The organism is uncultured Photobacterium sp., from assembly GCF_947039875.1.
Lineage (GTDB): Bacteria > Pseudomonadota > Gammaproteobacteria > Enterobacterales > Vibrionaceae > Photobacterium.
This window is the reverse complement of the sequence record NZ_CAMRAN010000033.1, coordinates 24,721-44,121: the sequence shown is the minus strand read 5'-3', so window position 1 is coordinate 44,121 and position 19,401 is coordinate 24,721. Positions and strand designations below refer to the sequence as shown.

The window sequence follows — 19,401 nt, the reverse complement described above, 5'->3', positions numbered from 1 at the left end:
ACCGATGCCTGAGAAGTTATTAACTTTGGCTGAAGCTCGGTGGTAATCAGGTAAATTTTTTCATCAAAATGACGTTTTAAATCGTGTGACAAGCCCTGTTGATGTTACATATTCAGACACAAAGCAGCCTATTGATTTTAATGATAATGGTATTGATATATTTAGGAAAATGTTAACTCAAAAATCCAATGATTGGGCTTATGAGCAGGAAGTGAGAGTATTTAAATCCAACTTGTTAGGTTTAAATGGTAATGATGCCAATGGTAATAGAGTGTCTTTAATCGATATTCCACCAGATGCTATAACGGAGATATTAATTGGAGCTCATGCTAGTTCTGAGTTTAAACAACTAATATTAGATCATTGTTTAGATTATGATGTATATGAGGCTAAATTATCTAACTCTAATTATAAGTTAGCATTTTCGATAATAAAAAAAGCTCACTTATCCAGTACGCATAAAAGTTGTGATGTTAAATGAGACTAATTTGAAAATATGAGGATTGGGTGCTCATTGGCAATGTAACCAAACAAAACCTGAAATGGTGAGGCATTACTGCCCCACCATTTAGGCTAGATTATCTCACTTCGTAGGCAAGTACCGCCTTAAAGAGTTTCGTACCATCCTGATACTGAACTTCACACAAGTCATCCCTGACGAGTGCCAATGCAACTAATAATGTGAGACACACAATTAGTAATCCTGTTGGGAAGTTTCTTTTTGGCATTTTTACTTGCCTCCTATAGTGAGAGGCACTAACATATGAATTGTCTAGAGTCATTTGTCGGCCTCGTTGATTTAAAATTAACGGGGCTTTCATCTATCTGGTCTATCACAAAACATTTTTGTTCGTTGCTCAAGACTAGATAGCCAAGAGCACCCACGCTGATTATACATTAACTCATCTACTCCCTATCATTTTTTTGTCATTGAACCTTCAAACCTATAAATTAAGTAAATTTCTGCTTTTTGGCCTTTATTGAACATAATAGGTATTATGTCTACCAAGTTTGTAAGTCCCATTTAGAAATGTCACATCAACCACCAGCCCCTTTTCACCAACAAAAAAAGAGAAGCCGAAGCTTCTCTTTAATGTCATACCAACAATAGCCTTTACTGTTTCGCTAGTGAAAACAATGTGAAGAAGTTTTTGGTGGTTGCTTGCTCAACTTCCTCAACCGATACGCCTTTTAATAGCGCAATATATTGTGCAACTTCGCGTGTGTAAGCAGGTTGGTTTTGCTTACCACGGTATGGAATTGGCGCTAAGAATGGAGAATCGGTTTCAACCAATAACCGATCTAGCGGTAACTTACTCACCACATTTTTCAAATCACTGGCAGTATTGAACGTCACAATGCCAGAGATTGAGATATAAAAGCCTAGCTCAATCGCAGCTAATGCCATATCCAAATCTTCAGTAAAGCAATGTAATACACCGCCACACTTTTCTGCGCCTTCTTCACGTAAGATACGCATCGTATCTTCACGTGCCATACGAGTATGGATAATTAGCGGCTTATTCAATTCAACCGCCACACGTGCTTGCTCGCGGAACAACTTTTGCTGCAGCTCTGCAGTCTCAGGCTGGTAGTGATAATCAAGCCCTGTTTCACCAATCGCGACCACTTTTTCATGGCGCGCATAAGCTTTAAATTGCTCAGAGTCATAACCTGACTCAACATCTAATGGGTGAATACCACAGGATGCAAACACGTTATCGTAAGGTGCGATCATTTCCATCATTTTAGGAAAAGCCGCTAATGTCACCCCTACTGATAGAAAATATTCAACGCCACGTTCCTTGGCCTTATTTAATACATCATCAATCCCTGTATGTAATTTGTCATAGTCAAGTTTATCAAGATGACAATGTGAATCGACTAACACAGGCTTTCCTCTTGTTTATTCTTATGCTTCATTTCATAACGGCGATACTAAATAATAAAAGCTATTTACCAATAAATCCGCTTAACCACTCAACGACTAACAACTCAATATTTAGCCCTGTATGTTTAGCTAATTGACGATGTAAGTTATTAAGATTCCGTACTTGTTCTAATAATAATGCGGTTGGTATCGTGGTCGCAACAGCTTCAACTGCAAGTAACGATTCTTGATGAACAAGATATTGCGTCGCCCCTTGCTGCCACTTTAAACAATCAACCAGAAAATAACTGAGCAATTGTAATGTCACAATACCATCAGCGGTGCACATTGCTGCCACATCGTAAATACCAATATGCGGCGGCTGTACAAATTCAGTAAACGCTTTAACTAAGTGGCCATAACGAATATCTAATCCACTTTCAATAAATACTAACGTTGCTAATGGCGCACCATTATTAAGTCGTACACTTTCTAAAAAGATAGATTGTTGAAGTTGGCTTTCAACCCAACTTTTAACATTAGCTTCTTCTGGTGGATTTAAGCGCCACTTATTACAACGGCTCACCACTGTCGGTAGTAACCGATCTAAACTTTGTGCCGTCAAAATAAATTGGCATCCAGCTGGCGGTTCTTCTAATGTTTTTAATATCGCGTTCGCACCCGCTTCACCCAGTGCATCCGCATCTTCAATTAAAATAACTCGCTGCCCATTAAGGTGTGAGGTTTCCGTTGCCCAGCGATTACACTGACGAACCACATCAACACCAATTTGCTTACCTTCTTGTTCTGGCTTAATAACATGAAAGTCAGGATGGTTTTCAGCATCAAATAACTGGCAGCTATGGCAAACACCACAAGGCTCGGTTTGTGAATTTTGGCAAAGTACGGTTTTAGATAATTGTCGAGTTAGTACACCACGCCCACTGCCCTTTGCCGCTAATAACAAAATAGCATGGTGTAAACGTCGCTGCTCAAGCAACTGCTGCCAGTTGTGCCACAAAGTTTGTTGCCATGGATAGATCATTATTATTGTTGCTCCAACCAAGACTGTAACGCTTGGGTTAAATCGGCAGTAACCTGCTCTAGAGTTTGGCTCGCATCAATAATAATCACATTCGGTTGATTGTTACATAATGCTAAAAATCGCTCACGAGCACGTTCAAAGAAGCTGATATCCATTTGTTCAATACGATCAAGCTCTCCACGGCCACGTGCGCGCTGTAAGCCCAATACGGGATCAATATCCATATAGATAGTCAGATCAGGACAGAACCCCCCTAGAACGGTATCACGCAGGTTTTCCATCAATGCTTGATCAAAACCACGACCACCACCTTGATAAGCCTGTGATGACATATCGTGACGATCACCCACCACCCAACGCCCTTCTGCTAGGGCTGGTTTTATCACATTATCAACCAATTGAATACGCGCCGCATACAACAGTAATAACTCAGCCATATCTGTTAAAGGTTCATCAGGATGGCCTTGTTTAACCAACGCGCGCATTTGCTCGGCCAACGGTGTACCACCTGGTTCGCGCGTTGATTGTGGGTTTGTAATACCATGCTGCGCTAATGTTGCTATGACTTGTGCAATGGCTGTACTTTTACCGGCCCCTTCAAGGCCTTCGATGACAATAAATTTACCGATCATTTCTGTGTTCTTAATAATTTAAGGTAGGCACGAACCGCGCGGTTGTGCTCGACTAGCGTAGTTGAAAATTTGTGACCCCCTTTACCATTAGCAACAAAATAATAGAAGTCACTGTTGTCAGGATCAACGGCAGCCATAATAGCTGCCTTACTTGGCATTGATATCGGTGTTGGCGGTAAACCATGCATGGTATAGGTGTTATAAGCTGTTGGTGTGCGTAGGTCTTTTTTCGTAATATTGCCATGATAGTTATCGCCCATACCATAAATAACCGTTGGATCGGTTTGTAATGGCATATTGGCACGTAAACGATTCATAAAGACGGATGCAACTAAACCACGCTCACTGGCTACGGCGGTTTCTTTTTCAATTATAGATGCCATGATCAATGCTTGATATGGCGTTTTTAAGGGTAAATCTGGTGCGCGTTGTTGCCATGCAAGATCTAATTCTTTCACCATCGCATTATGAGCACGCTTTAGAATGCTGATATCACTGGTACCCGCAGTAAAATGATACGTATTCGGTAGGAAATAACCTTCAATTTTATCATTTTCGATTCCAACCGCAGTGCTGATTTGCGCTTGAGTCATATCATCTATGGAGTGCACTAAATGGGGATCCGCTTGTAACAATTCACGCCATTCACTAAAACGTTCACCATCCACCAGCGTGATCGAATATTGATGTTCTTTGCCTTCCGTGATCATGGTTAAGACAGAATGCAAAGACGCTTGCGGTTTGATCGCATACGTCCCTGCTTTAATATCCGTTAATGCTGGCTCCAAATATCTAACCCAACGTAACCATGGCGATAATGTTATGATCTTATCGCCACTTAACTGTGTTAACAATCTATGGAAAGATGTCCCCGCTTTAACGGTGATAAATGTTTGTTGTTCAGTAAGCACTGGTTTATCAAGCGTTGATTTAACTTGAAGAAATCCCCAACCAGTCGCGCTTGCTATTAATAATAGCAATATAAAAACCACAATAATCAACTTCTTTAGCACGAATGTAACCTCTTCCATAGTATTTTGAACATTGTACGTTCACTATATTGTGTTGTTTGTATTTGATTTATAGGTACTAACGTCATCAATGCGTTAGTAATAAAAACTTCATCAGCAGTCAGTACTGCCGCAAGATCAAAGTCACCGACTTGATAGTCATAATTTAATTCATTAAGCATATCAAGTACGTATTGACGCATAACCCCAGCAACGCCTGCCCGCTGCAACGCTGGAGTATATACAGTATTGCCTTTACGCCAAAATAGATTTGCAACAGTTGTTTCAATAACATGGTCATCAACGTCTAATGCAACCGCATCAACCCAACCCACTTTTTCAATTTCTTGTTTCAATAATACTTGTTCAAGCCGATTTAGGTGCTTCATTCCTGCAAGCATTGGGCTATTACCCATTCGTTGCTGGCATACACCTAATGTAATTCCTTGTTGTTGCCACTGCTGATAATGCAATGGCCATTCAAAATGGGTGATGATCACTTGAGTATCATGGCACCCGGTCGGGTTGTAGCCACGACCCCCACAGCCACGACTAATTAAAATTTTGATACCGCCTTGATGTGGATATTTTAATGCAAGGGCAACAACATCAGTATATACCTGCAGCCAATCAGGCTCAGCTATCGCTAATCTTTCAAGGCTTACTTTAAAACGTGCTAAATGTAGTGACCACAGTTGAACCTGCTGTTGCTCAACCAGCATTGTTGTAAAGCAACCATCACCATATTGAGTCGCTCTATCGGTAATAGTAAGTTGCTGTTGTTCACAACCGTTCACTAAGGTCATTAACTGTTCCTTGATACAGATAAAAAAATAGCCTGATATCGAAATATCAGGCTACTTAATCATATCAGGTTATGGCGCTTATTGCTCAACACGCAAATAAGTGAATTAAATTTTCTTAAACAATAACGAACCGTTAGTGCCACCAAAACCGAATGAGTTACATAGAGCGTATTCTAGGTTAGCTTGACGCGCTTCACCTGGAACATAATCAAGATCACAACCTTCACTTGGATTTTCCAAGTTAATTGTTGGCGGTACAAGCTGATCAACAAGGCTTAAAATAGTGAAAATAGATTCAGTCGAACCTGCAGCACCTAATAGGTGACCTGTCATTGATTTTGTTGATGAAACCATTACTTTATCAGCAGCTGCACCCATTGCTCGTTTAATGCCCATGGTTTCAGCTAAGTCACCAGCAGGCGTTGATGTGCCGTGTGCGTTAATGTAGCCAATCTTGTCAGCATTGATACCCGCATCGCGAATACAAGCTTCCATAGCTAATGCACCACCAGAACCGTCTGCACTTGGTGACGTCATGTGGTAAGCATCACCACTCATGCCAAAGCCAACAAGCTCTGCATAAATTTTTGCGCCACGTGCTTTGGCATGTTCGTACTCTTCAAGCACAATCACACCAGCACCATCGCCTAATACGAAACCATCACGATCTTTGTCCCATGGACGAGAAGCCGCTTGAGGATCATCATTACGTGTTGATAATGCTTTTGCAGCAGCAAAGCCTGCCATGCCTAGCTCTGTTGATGCTTTTTCTGCACCACCCGCTAGCATCGCATCAGCATCGCCGTATGCAATCATACGTGCAGCATGGCCAATGTTATGAAGGCCCGTCGTACACGCAGTAGAAATCGCGATATTTGGACCACGTAGACCGTACATGATAGACATGTGGCCTGCGATCATATTAACAATTGTTGATGGTACAAAGAACGGACTGATTTTACGCGGTCCTTTGTCAATCAATGTTTGATGGCCAGCTTCAATTAAACCAAGACCACCAATACCAGAACCAATAGCGACACCGATACGTGGTGCGTTTTCTTCAGTAACTTCAATACCAGAATCTTTGAATGCTTGTACGCCAGCTGCAACGCCGTACTGGATAAATAAATCCATTTTGCGTGCATCTTTCTTAGACATGTAATCTTCACAATTGAAGTCTTTGATCATTCCGGCAAATTGAGTAGCAAATGCGCTTGCATCAAAATGTTGAATGGTACTGATACCACTAGTGCCAGATTGTAAAGCTTTCCAAGAAGATTCAACAGAATTACCAACCGGGGTAAGCATACCCATGCCAGTTACAACTACACGACGCTTAGACACGATTAATTTCTCCGGGAATTGAGGATAAAACAGGAAGTGAAAAAAAACAGGCGGTCATAATGACCGCCTGGGAATATTCATTTTTATATTACTGTGCGCTGTTTACGTAGTCGATTGCAGCTTGAACAGTAGTAATTTTTTCAGCTTCTTCGTCAGGGATTTCTGTATCGAATTCTTCTTCAAGAGCCATTACTAGTTCAACTGTATCTAGAGAATCAGCACCTAGATCGTCAACGAAAGATGCTTCGTTTTTAACTTCTGCTTCGTCTACGCCTAGTTGCTCAACGATGATTTTTCTTACGCGTTCTTCGATGTTGCTCATACTAATATATTTCCTTTAACAAGAATTCGCTAATGCGATTTGTTGTAGTTTATTCATTACAGCAAAAGTTGCAACACTCATAATGCTGGTCAAACCACGATTTAACCAGAAAAATAGTTCAATTTGACTTGAATCATGAAGTATTACAACAAATTTGCTTAAATCATATACATGCCGCCGTTAACGTGCAATGTTTCGCCTGTTATATAAGCAGCTTCATCAGAGGCTAAAAAAGCAACAGCCGCTGCTATTTCGCGCGGATCGCCTAAACGACCAGCAGGAACATTTGCTAACGTTGCAGCGCGTTGATCATCATTTAACGCTTTTGTCATATCCGTTTCAATGAAACCGGGTGCAACTGCGTTAACGGTGATTCCACGAGAAGCAACTTCGCGTGCCATCGATTTTGTAAAACCAAGCAAACCTGCTTTAGCAGCTGCGTAGTTTGTCTGACCTGCGTTGCCCATAGTGCCAACAACAGAACCAATGCTAATGATACGACCATTACGTTTTTTCATCATAGCACGTAGCACGGCTTTAGACAGACGGAAAACCGACGTTAGGTTGGTATCCATGATATCTTGCCATTCGTCGTCTTTCATACGCATAAGTAGATTATCACGAGTAATACCAGCGTTATTCACTAAAATGTCAATATCGCCATATTGTTCTTTAATTTGCTTTAATGTTACTTCAATTGACTCTGGTGAGGTTACGTTTAACGCAAAACCTTTACCGTGATCGCCAAGATACGCACTAATCGCATCAGCACCGCTCTCAGAGGTTGCTGTACCGATTACTGTCGCGCCACGCTCAACTAAGATTTCAGCGATAGCACGACCAATACCACGACTCGCACCTGTAACTAGTGCAATTTTACCTTCCAGACTCATTGTAAATCCTCTTTTAAGCTTAATTACTTCGCTAGTGCTGCGGTTAATGATGCAACATCATTGACTGCTGCGCCGCCAAGTGCACGATCAATACGTTTAGTCAGACCGGTTAATACTTTACCCGGTCCCATTTCTAGCAATTCTTCAACGCCTTCAGCCGCCATACGCTCAACAGACTCAGTCCAACGTACTGGATTATATAGTTGCTTAACAAGTGCCAGCTTAATCGCAACAGGATCAGTCTCAGTCGCTACATCAGCATTATTGATTACAGGCACAGTCGGTGCACTAAATGCTAAGCCTTCCAATGCGATAGCTAATTTGTCAGCCGCAGGCTTCATTAACGCACAGTGTGAAGGAACAGAAACTGGTAATGGCAATGCACGCTTAGCACCGGCTTCTTTACACAATACATTGGCACGTTCTACTGCTTCTTTGTTACCCGCAATAACCACTTGGCCTGGCGAGTTAAAGTTAACAGGAGAACACACTTGATCTTCTGCTGCTTGCGCACAAGCGGCTGCAATGGCGTCGTTATCTAAGCCGATAATTGCAGACATTGCACCCACACCAGCAGGTACAGCTTCTTGCATTAGCTTACCGCGTAACTCAACTAACTTAACTGCCGCTTGGAAATCAATCACACCCGCACAAACAAGTGCAGAGTATTCACCTAAGCTATGACCAGCTAAAACAACAGGTTGTTCACCACCTTGCTGCTGCCATACACGCCAAATTGCTACAGATGCAGTTAATAACGCAGGTTGTGTACGCTGAGTTTGGTTAAGATCTTCAACAGGACCATTTTGAACTAACGCCCATAGATCGTAACCTAACGCATCAGAGGCTTCAGCAAACGTCTGCTTAACCACATCAAATTGCTCTGCTAAATCAGCAAGCATGCCAACAGTTTGAGAACCCTGTCCAGGGAAAACAATCGCGAACTTAGACATTTGAGAATCCTTATTCTTTATATACTGATCGTTCAGTAAATTAATAGGCTAATAAGACAGCGTTAACTATATTCAACCTTCTGCCTTATCGCAAAATTCTTTTAACGCGTAAAACTAAACCGATTCTTGATTTAGTTTAAAATTTCACTAGTGCAGAGCCCCAAGTGAAACCGCCACCAAACGCTTCTAATAATAACGTTTGACCACGTTGAATACGGCCATCACGTACCGCTTCATCTAATGCTGTCGGTACTGTTGCCGCCGACGTATTACCATGACGATCCAGTGTAACCACCACTTGATCCATCGACATTGATAATTTTTTCGCTGTTGCTGAAATAATACGCATGTTCGCTTGATGTGGTACTAACCAATCAAGTTCAGATTTATCCATATTATTGGCAGTAAGCGTATTTTTAACCAAATTAGACAGTTGTGTTACAGCAACTTTAAATACTTCGTTACCTGCCATGTAAAGCCAAGTATTTGCATCAAAGTCTTTATCATGTTCTGGTACAGCAAGGCTTAGCAAACCACCAAAATGACCATCAGCATATAAATGCGTTGAAATGATACCTTGCTCTTCACTTGCGCCAAGAACGACCGCACCTGCCGCATCACCAAATAATATAATGGTTGAGCGATCTTGTGGATCACAATGATGAGAAAGTGCATCAGACCCAATCACTAATACATTTTTCGCCATGCCCGTTTTAATATGCTGATCAGCAACACTTAATGCATAAACAAAGCCTGTACATGCCGCAGATAAATCAAAAGCAGGACAACCTTTAATATCTAACATGCCTTGTACTTGGCAAGCCGCAGAGGGAAATGAGTGACTTGCACTAGACGTAGCAACAATAATAAGATCGATATCTTCTTTATCAATGCCAGCCATTTCAATCGCGTTTAAAGAAGCATGATAACCCATCACTGCCACTGTTTCGTCAGCCGATGCAATGCGACGCTCACGAATACCAGTACGAGCAACGATCCATTCATCGCTGGTGTCTATCGTTTTTTCTAAATCCGCATTGGTGCGAACTTGTGTTGGCAAATAGCTGCCAGTTCCTAAAATTTTGCTATACATGAAGACTAATAATGCCTCTCTAATAAGACCTCTTCCAGACGGTCACTGATTTTCATCGGTATTTGGCGTTTAATCTCATAAACCGCTTGGCTTATGGCATTCTCCAAAGCTGTGGTGTCGGCACTTCCATGGCTTTTAACGACAATACCGCGTAATCCTAACAGACTTGCGCCATTATACTGGTCGGGGTTCAATTGCTGTAAGCTATCAAACAGTTCACGAAATAGCCATTTAGCAATCAATCGCTTAAATGGATTACGACCAATATTACGCTTAATACAATCAATGAATAGGTTTGCTACCCCTTCACTGGTTTTTAAACTCACATTCCCGACAAAGCCATCACATACAATCACATCCGCTTTATCGGAATACAATTGATGACCTTCAATATAGCCAATGTAATTAATATCGGAAGATTGACTCAACATTTCAGCACAACGTTTAACCAGATCATTCCCTTTAATGGCTTCTTCGCCAATATTAAGTAATGCCACGCGAGGTGGTGAACCTAATGTTTGTTCCGCGACCACAGATCCCATAACGGCAAATTGGAACAAAGTATCTGCATCGCAGGAGACATTGGCACCAAGATCTAATAACCAAGTGTGGTTAGCGTGGCGATTAGGAATTTCTGAAATTAAAGCGGGGCGTTCAACACCAGGAAGCTGTTTGAGCACATAACGGGATAAAGCCATTAATGCCCCTGTATTGCCAGCGCTAACACAGGCATCTGCATCGCCAGCGGCAACAGCATCTAATGCCATCCGCATCGAAGAGCCTTTACTATGACGTAATGCTTGTGATGGACGTGTTTCATTGGCTATAACATTATCGCAATGCACGATAGACAATCGAGGGTGATTGAGCTTATTAAGAAGAGTTAATTGGGTAGTGATAGCACTAATATCACCAAATAGAATGAGTTTGAGCTCAGGCGAATGCAACAGTGCCTGCACGGCGGCAGGCACTGTTACTTGAGGACCGAAATCCCCGCCCATTGCATCAAGTGCAACGGTAAGACCCATCAAGGTTCAACCTTACTTGTTGATAACCTTACGGCCACGGTAGAAACCGTCAGCTGTCACGTGGTGACGTAGGTGAGTTTCACCTGATGCTGAATCTACAGATACAGCTGCTGTAGTTAGCGCATCATGTGAACGACGCATACCACGTGCTGCACGTGATTTTTTGCTCTTTTGTACGGCCATTAACCCTACTCCTGTTAAATTTAACTTTTAAGATTTTTCAATACTGCAAACGGATTCGGACGCTCATCAGCAACGGGAATATCACCAAAAGACAAGTTATGCGTGCCGATATTACAATCGTCATCATCATGTCTTGCAACTTGTGGTAATTCTAACATCAATTCATCTTCGATGAGTTCAATTAGATTAATATCGCCATTTTCATCGACAATTGTCGGCTCATAGGCTTCCGGTAACTTATCAATAGCCTCTTCATCACGAACCGGACTATAACAGAATTCAACACTAATTGTGTGTGGAAATTCTTCCTGACATCTCTGACAGGTCAACATCACATCTACACTTGCGTTTCCGCGCATGAAAGGAATACGACGTTGGTCAAGGTCAAAAGACAAGTTGACGTTTGCATCACTTATTACGCTCTGGGTTGAGCCAGCTAAACGAGACAGAAGATCAGCTTTGATGATGCCATCATAGTCGAGTCTTTTCTGTGCAGTGCGTACTGGATCTACCTTTATCGGCAATTTTACCTTTTGCATAGGGCGCGAATATTAGCCTTATAGTCTGGTTGAGTCAAAGGAAATGTGCCGGAATTAACAGCTTTTGAACAATTCTCGTGCTGCCATGAAAATTCGTTCAACATTCATTCCCCTTCCTCATTAAAAAGTTTTTATTTCTTCATCACTCAATCACTTGACGATTGCTAATAAAATGACGAAAGATCACTCAATCATTGTTTAAATGCTAACCAATAATGGTATTGCTAAAATTTAAATTAATAATTGTGCCCTTATAATAGCATTGTGCTGTAACGATAACATCGTCTGTCTGCACTGAAATTAAAACAATCAACAAATAAAGCTCACTGGCTTTGAATCACAGCGATAAGTACACTTATGACATCACTTCCTTTAAATCACTAAAAACCTATGAACCAGCCACTTGTTCTTGCATCTACTTCACCATTCCGTAAAAGTTTACTTGAAAAACTACAGCTCCCTTTTACAACAGCAAATCCAAATGTAAATGAAGCCATACTAGACAATGAATCAGCGACAGCATTAGTAATGCGATTGGCACAAGCCAAAGCCCTCGCTTGTACAGAATCTCACCCGAGTCATCTTATTATAGGTTCTGACCAAGTGTGTGTCATTGACGGGGAAATTTTAGGAAAACCGCATACCGAAACAAACGCTTGTGCTCAACTACGGGCAGCTAGTGGCAAAATTATTACTTTTTATACTGGCTTATGTTTATATAATTCGCATACACAAACGACGCAAGTTATTTGTGAACCGTTTCATGTACATTTTAGAACATTAACCGATAATGAAATCACGCATTACGTCACTCAAGAACAACCTCTTTATTGCGCGGGAAGCTTTAAAAGTGAAGGGCTGGGCATTGCATTATTTGATCGATTAGAAGGACGGGATCCCAATACGTTGGTGGGATTACCGCTTATTGCTTTACGAGAAATGCTTGCTAATGAGCATCTAGCTGTTTTATAAGCCTTTATCGGTATTACACTAATCACAATAAGTTTCTATTCTAATTTAATGACCTCTTTCGTCATTCCCGACAATGAATGCCTGCGAGGACGATTTTGAACCTAATGCTATGAAAGATAGCTAGCTAACTTATATGGGGTTGGTATTACAAAAGATAAAAAATCATAAAAAAGGCGAGCACAGTGCTCGCCTCATTACATTTATTATCATTAAAATGTGCGAAGCTTGACTAAACAGCGTTCTAACACAGGTTCCATTGGCGCACTAATATCCATTAACTCATCGGTATGTGGATGGGTAAATTTAATGTTCGTCGCATGCAAGAACAACCGCCCTAAACCTGTTTTTTTAGTGTAAGCATCAAAACGTGGGTCACCATAACGATCATCCCAAGCAATAGGATGGCCCTCATATTGGCAATGTACACGAATTTGGTGAGTACGCCCGGTCACTGGACTTGCTTGTACCAGTGTCGCTTGAGAAAAACGTTCTAATACTTTAAAGCGAGTATCTGAAGCTTTACCTTGTGGGTTAACACGTACAATGCTGTTAACTTCATTTTTCAATAACGGTGCATTTACTCTCTTACAGTTTGCCTTCCATTCCCCCATCACTAAGGCAAAATAATATTTCTGAACCGTTTTTTCTCTAAATTGCTCTTGTAGTTTACGTAACGCAGAGCGTTTCTTCGCTACCAACAAAATACCTGAAGTATCTCGGTCAATGCGGTGTACTAACTCAAGGTATCGAGCATCAGGTCGTAATGCACGTAACGCTTCAATCGCCCCAAACTTCAAGCCACTACCGCCATGAACAGCTGTGCCTGATGGCTTATTCAAAATCAACACATGATCATCTTCATAGATAATACATGATTCAAGTTCAGCCACTTTATTCAGTTTGGTACTGATCGGTGCTTGTTCATCTTTCTCTGGAACAAAAACCGGTGGGACGCGTACGAGATCACCATCCTGCAATTTATATTCAGGTTTAATACGTTTTTTGTTTACTCGCACCTCGCCTTTACGCAAAATACGGTAAATCATACTTTTTGGTACGTTTTTAAGCCTAGCACGGAGAAAATTATCGATCCGTTGGCCAGCAAAATCATCAGTAATATCGATGAATTGCACTTTAGGTTTATCTTCTGTCATAAGTTTGATTGTACCATGCAAATAAAGCAGATTGCCGCAAAAAAGTGAGCCTGTTATGATTGCATTCTAGAATAAGTTTTTTTGCTTATTTTACTGACAAGGTGAGCATACTCTCACCATTTCGGCTATTTTATATACAACTCAGGTAATAAACGCAGCACGTGGCGTAAGACGTTATGGTTACCGGAGTTTTTTTTAGCACGTCAGATTACAGATTTTTTTGATGTAACAGATACAACCACACCTCGATGTGGTGATACCAGCTGTGTGTTTCAGATCTAACCATCTCGACACAGTTGGCTAATACGTGTGGCCATAGAGCACTCCTGCATTCCAACCGTGAGGTTGCACCCGTACATCAGACTTGGAGTCAGGCACCATCAAAAAATTGATGTAATTAGCGGCGCTAATACACAACGACAATAATGAGTACAATATAATGAAAAGAATGTTGATTAACGCAACTCAGAAGGAAGAGTTGCGCGTCGCATTAGTTGATGGCCAAAAGCTATTTGATCTTGATATCGAAAGCCCTGGTCACGAATCTAAAAAAGCAAATATCTACAAAGGCCGCATCACTCGTATCGAACCAAGCCTGGAAGCTGCGTTCGTTGATTACGGTGCAGAACGCCATGGCTTCCTCCCTTTAAAAGAAGTCGCTAAAGATTACTTCCCATCAAACTATTCTTACCAAGGCCGTCCTAACATTAAGGAAGTCTTAAAAGAAGGCCAAGAAGTTATCGTCCAAGTTGATAAAGAAGAGCGTGGCAACAAAGGTGCTGCACTTACAACCTTTATCTCGTTAGCTGGTAGCTACTTAGTATTAATGCCTAATAACCCTCGTGCTGGCGGTATTTCTCGTCGTATCGAAGGTGAAGAGCGTACACAACTTAAAGCTGCATTAAGTACATTAGAACTGCCTCACGGCATGGGCTTAATTGTTCGTACTGCAGGTGTAGGTAAATCAGGTGAAGAGCTTGAGTGGGATTTAAATGTGCTTCTTAATCACTGGAATGCAGTGAAAGAAGCCGCTGAATCTCAAGCAGCTCCATTCTTGATCCACCAAGAAAGTAATGTAATTGCACGCGCTATTCGTGATTATCTTCGTCGTGATATCGGTGAAATCCTTATCGATAGCCCGCAAATTTTTGAGCGTGCGCGTGATCATATTAAATTAATTCGCCCTGATTTCTTATCGCGTATTAAGCGTTATGAAGGTGAAGTTCCACTATTTAGTCACTATCAAATTGAAAGCCAAATTGACTCTGCGTTCCAGCGTGAAGTTCGTTTACCTTCAGGTGGCTCAGTTGTTATTGATCCAACAGAAGCACTAACATCTATTGATATCAACTCCGCTCGTGCAACAAAAGGCGGCGATATCGAAGAAACAGCCTTGCAAACTAACCTAGAAGCCGCTGATGAAATTGCCCGTCAATTACGTCTACGTGATCTTGGTGGTCTAGTGGTTATTGACTTCATTGATATGACGCCAGTTCGTCATCAACGTGAGGTAGAAAACCGTTTACGTGAAGCTGTTCGTGTTGACCGTGCGCGAGTACAAATTGGCCGCATTTCTCGCTTTGGTTTGCTAGAAATGTCACGCCAACGTTTAAGCCCATCTCTAGCTGAAGCGAGCCATCACGTTTGTCCACGTTGTACAGGTACGGGTGTTGTGCGTGATAATGAATCACTATCACTCTCTATCTTGCGTTTAATAGAAGAAGAAGCATTAAAAGATAACAGTTCACAAGTACTTGCAATTGTACCTGTACCTGTTGCCTCTTACTTATTAAACGAAAAACGTCCAGCAGTACAGCACATTGAGAAATACCATAATGTGCATGTTGTTATTGTGCCAAACGCAGACATGGAAACGCCACACTTTGAAGTGTTACGTATTCGTGAAGGTGAAGAGCAAGAGACACTTTCGTACCACCTTCCAAATGCAATTGATGCACTGAAAGAAGCGGAAGCAACTGAAGCTCCTCAACAAGAGCGTACAGCAAGAAAACGTGAAGAACCTGTTCTACACGGTTTTGCTGCACCAAAACAACCAGCTCCTGTAGTATCAACACCTGAAGCACAATCGATAATTAAGCCACAAACGATTATTGCTCAAGCGCCTAGCATCTTTAGTCGTATTTTTGCTGCTATTTCTTCATTCTTCAATAACGGCACAGAGCAAAAAGCTGCCGCTAAACAAGAGGCTGAGGTTCCAGTAAAAGAACAAACAAATAATAATCGTCGTAACAACAATAACCGTCGTCCTGATAACCGTCGCAATGACCGTCAAGGTAACCGTGATAACACTCGTCGTCACAACAATCAAGAGAGTGATCAAGACAACAAAGCTGAACAAGATCGCAACGAGCAACGTCAATCTCGTCGCCGTAATGAGCGTACGGACAAAAACCGTCAGCCTCAAACCGAGCGTCCAGCGAAGCAAACGCGTCAACCTCGTACTGAAGAAGCGAAAGAGCAACAACGCCAATCTCGTAAAGAAGAGATTCAAGCGCAGAAGCAACAACGCCAGTCAAACGACGTTGAAGCTAAAACAAAAGCTAACCAGAACGTTGTAGTTGAAGATCAAGTTGAAGCCGAAGACAAAAATGTTGTTAAAGTTAAACAACGTCGTCAACGTCGTCAGTTGCAGAAGAAAATTCGTATAACTGACAAAGCAACACCGGTTGTTGAAGACCAAACAATTGTTGAAACTGCAGCGATCACTGCCCCATCACCATTAATGGAAATGGGTACAACGATTGCTAAAGAAGCACAGACAACGTCGACTAAAGATCACGCTATTGTTGATGAGCAGTCAGAAACAAATGAGCAAGACAACAATCAACGTCGTAACCGTCGTTCACCACGCCACCTACGCGCTAGCGGTCAACGCCGTCGCCGTATTCGTGACACTCGTGTTGAAAAACAAGATTACGAGCAGCATGAAGATCCAAGCTGTTATAACGTTGCTGATGCAGTTGAACACGCTGCTGTTGAGGCGACAGACACGATTAGCGATATGGTAAATGTTGTTTCTATTGTTGATAAACCAAAAGCACCACGTCAAACATCAGGTGTAGCAACACCTGAAATGGCAATGGGCAAAGTATGGTCTCGCCTTAAACCAACAATTGAAGCACCAGCAGCCACTGTTATGACAGAAACTGTTGTAACTGAAACTGTTGTAACTGAAACAGTCGCTGAAACTAACGATGATCTTATCATTGTTAATCATTCAGCAATCGCGAAAGCCTTACCTGAAGTTAAGTCAAAACCTGCTTTAGGCGGTGTAGCGATGCCTGAACTTGCAATGGGTAAAGCATTCCCATTACGTGCAGCGTCAGTTGTTGAAGTACCTGTTGTTGAAGCGCCGATTGTTGAAACACCTGTTGTTGAAACACCTGTTGTTGAAACACCTGTTGTTGAAACACCTGTTGTTAACACAGCATCAGCACCAATGACGAAAATCGTTACTGAAGCTGTTGCGGTTACGGCAACGTCTCCACGTGGTTTCCATGCGATAGCAGCAATGACTAAAGCGCCAGCACCTGTTGAAACAACAGCAAAAGTGCATGTTGAAGCAGCACCATTACGTGAGCTTGCAACAACACGCTCTGCGGGAAGCCAAACAGCAACCAACACAGCAGCAGCACCAATGACTAAGCCATCTTTTGACTAAGTTAGTGTAACCTGCCAATAAAAAGCCATGCATCTGCATGGCTTTTTTTATCACCGACTTTTGAGTCAGAAATAACCACAAAATTTAACATTTTCATGGTTTAACTTAATTAACATACTATACAAGCACCTTTTAGCGTCTTAAGTTGAAGCGTTGTAAATCTTTCGGTAACATTCTGTTACTCAATATATTCAAATAATCCATTCATTTTAGCGAAGAGAAGAACGCCTAATATATGCCTGAATTTCCTCAAGTCTCACAACAATCAGTCAAAAATGATATCCTTTCTGGATTAACTGTAGCACTTGCTCTAGTACCAGAAGCCGTTGCCTTTGCGTTTGTTGCTGGTGTCGATCCTATGGTTGGTCTGTACGCTGCATTTATTGTTGGTTTAATTACAGCCATCTTTGGCGGTCGTCCTGGCATGATCTCTGGTGCAACAGGCGCGATGGCTGTTGTCATGGTTAGCCTTGTTGCTCAACACGGTATTCAATATCTGTTTGCCGCAGTGATGTTAGCGGGTGTATTTCAAATACTGGCCGGCGTATTCCGCCTCGGTAAATTTATTCGTATGGTACCGCACCCTGTCATGATTGGTTTCGTGAATGGTCTTGCGATTGTTATCTTCTTAGCGCAACTCGGTCAGTTTAAAGTTCCCTCTGCAACGGGTGGCTTAGAATGGATGCACGGTACTCAGCTTTATATTATGCTGGGCTTAGTGTTGTTAACCATGGCTATCATCTACTTCTTACCTAAACTCACCAAAGCGGTCCCTTCTTCGTTAGTTGCCATTTTAACCGTAACAGCACTGGTGCATGTATTAGGTCTAGATTCACGTACTGTAGTAGACTTCGTACGCACTATGAGTGGGGACGCTAATGCAACATTGGCAGGCTCACTCCCCACTTTTGCCCTACCTGATGTTGGCTTTAATCTAGCAACCCTTAAAATCATTCTGCCTTATTCTTTGATTTTAGCCGCGGTAGGTTTAATCGAATCATTACTGACACTGACTGTTATTGATGAAATGACCAATACCCGTGGTCACGGTAACCGTGAATGTGTCGGTCAAGGTATGGCAAACATCACCTGTTCTGTTTTTGGTGCTATGGGTGGTTGTGCGATGATTGGTCAATCAATGATCAACATTAACTCTGGTGGTCGTGGCCGTTTATCAGGTATTACTGCCGCTATTGGTCTACTGGTGTTTATTCTATTTGGATCAGCCTTTATTGAAATGATCCCACTGGCTGCATTGGTTGGTGTGATGTTTATGGTGGTTATTGGTACCTTTGAATGGGCAAGTTTACGTATGATGCGTAAAGTGCCAAAACATGACTTCTTCACCATTATTCTTGTTACTGGTGTAACGGTAGCCGCGGATCTGGCTGTTGCGGTATTTGTTGGTGTTATTTACTCAGCACTTGTGTTTGCATGGAATCATGCCAAGCAAATTTATGCGAGTTCGCACATTGATAACAATGGTGCCAAAGTTTACCAAGTGAATGGCCCATTGTTTTTTGGCTCTGCTTCTCATTTCCTTGAGCTATTTGATGCGCCCAATGATCCACAAACAGTGATTATTGATTTTGCCCATTCACGTGTAGCCGATCACTCAGCGATTGAAGCGATTGATACCCTTGCAGAACGTTATTCAAACCGAAACAAAAACCTTCATATTCGTCATTTAAGCCCAGAATGTCGCCGATTACTACAAAAAGCTGGCAACTTAGTTGAAGTCGATATGCTTGAAGATCCAACCTATAAAGTTGCAACTGATGTACTAGGTTAATCATTGTTAGATATCAAAATAAAGCCCGTGTAGTCCTGTGACTACGCGGGCTTTCATTTATAATCACCAATACGTTATGATTG

The 19,401-nt window shown here is 41.8% G+C and carries 19 protein-coding genes; 4 read left to right on the top strand and 15 right to left on the bottom strand.

The window, feature by feature from the left end:
• Positions 1 to 85: 85 nt before the first annotated feature.
• Positions 86 to 481 (top strand): hypothetical protein, encoded by a 396-nt coding sequence (locus Q0V26_RS12360; RefSeq protein WP_297481944.1) that lies wholly within the window; start codon positions 86 to 88, stop codon positions 479 to 481.
• Between the two features lie 97 nt (positions 482 to 578).
• Here the strand turns inward: Q0V26_RS12360 and Q0V26_RS12355 are convergent, their stop codons facing one another.
• The 14 genes from Q0V26_RS12355 to yceD all read right to left on the bottom strand — a co-directional run bounded on the left by Q0V26_RS12355 (position 579) and on the right by yceD (position 11,718).
• A complete protein-coding gene (locus Q0V26_RS12355) occupies positions 579 to 728 on the bottom strand; it encodes a Hok/Gef family protein (RefSeq protein ID WP_043128471.1) in 150 nt (49 codons plus the stop codon).
• A gap of 386 nt (positions 729 to 1,114) precedes the next feature.
• The gene (locus Q0V26_RS12350) at positions 1,115 to 1,891 is read right to left on the bottom strand and encodes a YchF/TatD family DNA exonuclease (protein ID WP_045031351.1); all 777 of its coding nucleotides are present in this window, start codon (positions 1,889 to 1,891) and stop codon (positions 1,115 to 1,117) included.
• Between the two features lie 61 nt (positions 1,892 to 1,952).
• On the bottom strand, positions 1,953 to 2,915 hold the full coding sequence (gene holB / locus Q0V26_RS12345; RefSeq protein ID WP_297481943.1) for a DNA polymerase III subunit delta': 963 nt from the start codon (positions 2,913 to 2,915) through the stop codon (positions 1,953 to 1,955).
• 2 nt (positions 2,916 to 2,917) lie between these two features.
• Positions 2,918 to 3,547 carry a dTMP kinase gene (gene tmk / locus Q0V26_RS12340; protein WP_297481942.1) on the bottom strand — a complete coding sequence of 210 codons (630 nt, stop codon included), beginning with the start codon at positions 3,545 to 3,547 and terminating at the stop codon, positions 2,918 to 2,920.
• Positions 3,544 to 4,560, bottom strand: coding sequence for an endolytic transglycosylase MltG (gene mltG / locus Q0V26_RS12335; RefSeq protein ID WP_297481941.1), 1,017 nt, complete (start codon positions 4,558 to 4,560; stop codon positions 3,544 to 3,546). Before mltG ends, tmk begins: the two co-directional genes overlap by 4 nt.
• Positions 4,554 to 5,363 (bottom strand): aminodeoxychorismate lyase, encoded by an 810-nt coding sequence (pabC, locus tag Q0V26_RS12330; RefSeq protein ID WP_297481940.1) that lies wholly within the window; start codon positions 5,361 to 5,363, stop codon positions 4,554 to 4,556. The genes mltG and pabC overlap by 7 nt, the downstream gene beginning before the upstream one ends.
• Before the next feature lie 105 nt (positions 5,364 to 5,468).
• Entirely contained in the window at positions 5,469 to 6,707 is a 1,239-nt protein-coding gene (fabF, locus tag Q0V26_RS12325) for a beta-ketoacyl-ACP synthase II (protein WP_297481939.1), read from the bottom strand.
• 88 nt (positions 6,708 to 6,795) lie between these two features.
• Positions 6,796 to 7,029 (bottom strand): acyl carrier protein, encoded by a 234-nt coding sequence (acpP, locus tag Q0V26_RS12320; protein ID WP_027697107.1) that lies wholly within the window; start codon positions 7,027 to 7,029, stop codon positions 6,796 to 6,798.
• A 158-nt stretch (positions 7,030 to 7,187) separates the two neighbouring features.
• Positions 7,188 to 7,922 carry a 3-oxoacyl-ACP reductase FabG gene (fabG, locus tag Q0V26_RS12315; protein WP_080157865.1) on the bottom strand — a complete coding sequence of 245 codons (735 nt, stop codon included), beginning with the start codon at positions 7,920 to 7,922 and terminating at the stop codon, positions 7,188 to 7,190.
• 23 nt (positions 7,923 to 7,945) lie between these two features.
• Positions 7,946 to 8,875, bottom strand: a complete 930-nt coding sequence (gene fabD, locus Q0V26_RS12310) for an ACP S-malonyltransferase (RefSeq protein WP_080157866.1) — start codon at positions 8,873 to 8,875, stop codon at positions 7,946 to 7,948.
• 136 nt (positions 8,876 to 9,011) lie between these two features.
• Positions 9,012 to 9,968: a beta-ketoacyl-ACP synthase III gene (locus Q0V26_RS12305; RefSeq protein ID WP_080157867.1), complete on the bottom strand. Its 957-nt coding sequence runs from the start codon at positions 9,966 to 9,968 to the stop codon at positions 9,012 to 9,014.
• 5 nt (positions 9,969 to 9,973) lie between these two features.
• Positions 9,974 to 10,999 carry a phosphate acyltransferase PlsX gene (gene plsX, locus Q0V26_RS12300; protein WP_162494756.1) on the bottom strand — a complete coding sequence of 342 codons (1,026 nt, stop codon included), beginning with the start codon at positions 10,997 to 10,999 and terminating at the stop codon, positions 9,974 to 9,976.
• Positions 11,000 to 11,008: 9 nt separating this feature from the next.
• Positions 11,009 to 11,179: a 50S ribosomal protein L32 gene (gene rpmF / locus Q0V26_RS12295; RefSeq protein ID WP_006231206.1), complete on the bottom strand. Its 171-nt coding sequence runs from the start codon at positions 11,177 to 11,179 to the stop codon at positions 11,009 to 11,011.
• Between the two features lie 20 nt (positions 11,180 to 11,199).
• Complete coding sequence (gene yceD, locus Q0V26_RS12290) at positions 11,200 to 11,718, bottom strand: 23S rRNA accumulation protein YceD (protein WP_297481938.1); 519 nt, start codon at positions 11,716 to 11,718, stop codon at positions 11,200 to 11,202.
• A 390-nt stretch (positions 11,719 to 12,108) separates the two neighbouring features.
• Between yceD and Q0V26_RS12285 the strand changes: the two genes are divergently transcribed.
• A complete protein-coding gene (locus Q0V26_RS12285; protein ID WP_297481937.1) occupies positions 12,109 to 12,690 on the top strand; it encodes a nucleoside triphosphate pyrophosphatase in 582 nt (193 codons plus the stop codon).
• Positions 12,691 to 12,899: 209 nt separating this feature from the next.
• Here Q0V26_RS12285 and rluC read toward each other — a convergent pair whose 3' ends face one another.
• Positions 12,900 to 13,844: a 23S rRNA pseudouridine(955/2504/2580) synthase RluC gene (gene rluC / locus Q0V26_RS12280; RefSeq protein WP_297481936.1), complete on the bottom strand. Its 945-nt coding sequence runs from the start codon at positions 13,842 to 13,844 to the stop codon at positions 12,900 to 12,902.
• Between the two features lie 439 nt (positions 13,845 to 14,283).
• On the opposite strand from rluC, the gene rne reads away from it, so the two are divergent.
• Positions 14,284 to 17,526 carry a ribonuclease E gene (gene rne, locus Q0V26_RS12275; protein ID WP_297481935.1) on the top strand — a complete coding sequence of 1,081 codons (3,243 nt, stop codon included), beginning with the start codon at positions 14,284 to 14,286 and terminating at the stop codon, positions 17,524 to 17,526.
• A gap of 235 nt (positions 17,527 to 17,761) precedes the next feature.
• Entirely contained in the window at positions 17,762 to 19,318 is a 1,557-nt protein-coding gene (locus Q0V26_RS12270) for a SulP family inorganic anion transporter (protein WP_297481934.1), read from the top strand.
• The last annotated feature ends 83 nt before the right edge of the window (positions 19,319 to 19,401 follow it).

What these genes read in the sequence shown, in the direction of transcription:
- holB (WP_297481943.1), bottom strand. Translation starts at nt 2,915, where the DNA reads ATGATCTATCCATGGCAACAAACTTTGTGGCACAACTGGCAGCAGTTG.
- tmk (WP_297481942.1), bottom strand. Translation starts at nt 3,547, where the DNA reads ATGATCGGTAAATTTATTGTCATCGAAGGCCTTGAAGGGGCCGGTAAA.
- Q0V26_RS12305 (WP_080157867.1), bottom strand. Translation starts at nt 9,968, where the DNA reads ATGTATAGCAAAATTTTAGGAACTGGCAGCTATTTGCCAACACAAGTT.
- rne (WP_297481935.1), top strand. Translation starts at nt 14,284, where the DNA reads ATGAAAAGAATGTTGATTAACGCAACTCAGAAGGAAGAGTTGCGCGTC.
- rpmF (WP_006231206.1), bottom strand. Translation starts at nt 11,179, where the DNA reads ATGGCCGTACAAAAGAGCAAAAAATCACGTGCAGCACGTGGTATGCGT.
- acpP (WP_027697107.1), bottom strand. Translation starts at nt 7,029, where the DNA reads ATGAGCAACATCGAAGAACGCGTAAGAAAAATCATCGTTGAGCAACTA.
- pabC (WP_297481940.1), bottom strand. Translation starts at nt 5,363, where the DNA reads ATGACCTTAGTGAACGGTTGTGAACAACAGCAACTTACTATTACCGAT.
- yceD (WP_297481938.1), bottom strand. Translation starts at nt 11,718, where the DNA reads ATGCAAAAGGTAAAATTGCCGATAAAGGTAGATCCAGTACGCACTGCA.
- Q0V26_RS12355 (WP_043128471.1), bottom strand. Translation starts at nt 728, where the DNA reads ATGCCAAAAAGAAACTTCCCAACAGGATTACTAATTGTGTGTCTCACA.
- fabD (WP_080157866.1), bottom strand. Translation starts at nt 8,875, where the DNA reads ATGTCTAAGTTCGCGATTGTTTTCCCTGGACAGGGTTCTCAAACTGTT.
- fabG (WP_080157865.1), bottom strand. Translation starts at nt 7,922, where the DNA reads ATGAGTCTGGAAGGTAAAATTGCACTAGTTACAGGTGCGAGTCGTGGT.
- Q0V26_RS12285 (WP_297481937.1), top strand. Translation starts at nt 12,109, where the DNA reads ATGAACCAGCCACTTGTTCTTGCATCTACTTCACCATTCCGTAAAAGT.
- rluC (WP_297481936.1), bottom strand. Translation starts at nt 13,844, where the DNA reads ATGACAGAAGATAAACCTAAAGTGCAATTCATCGATATTACTGATGAT.
- Q0V26_RS12270 (WP_297481934.1), top strand. Translation starts at nt 17,762, where the DNA reads ATGCCTGAATTTCCTCAAGTCTCACAACAATCAGTCAAAAATGATATC.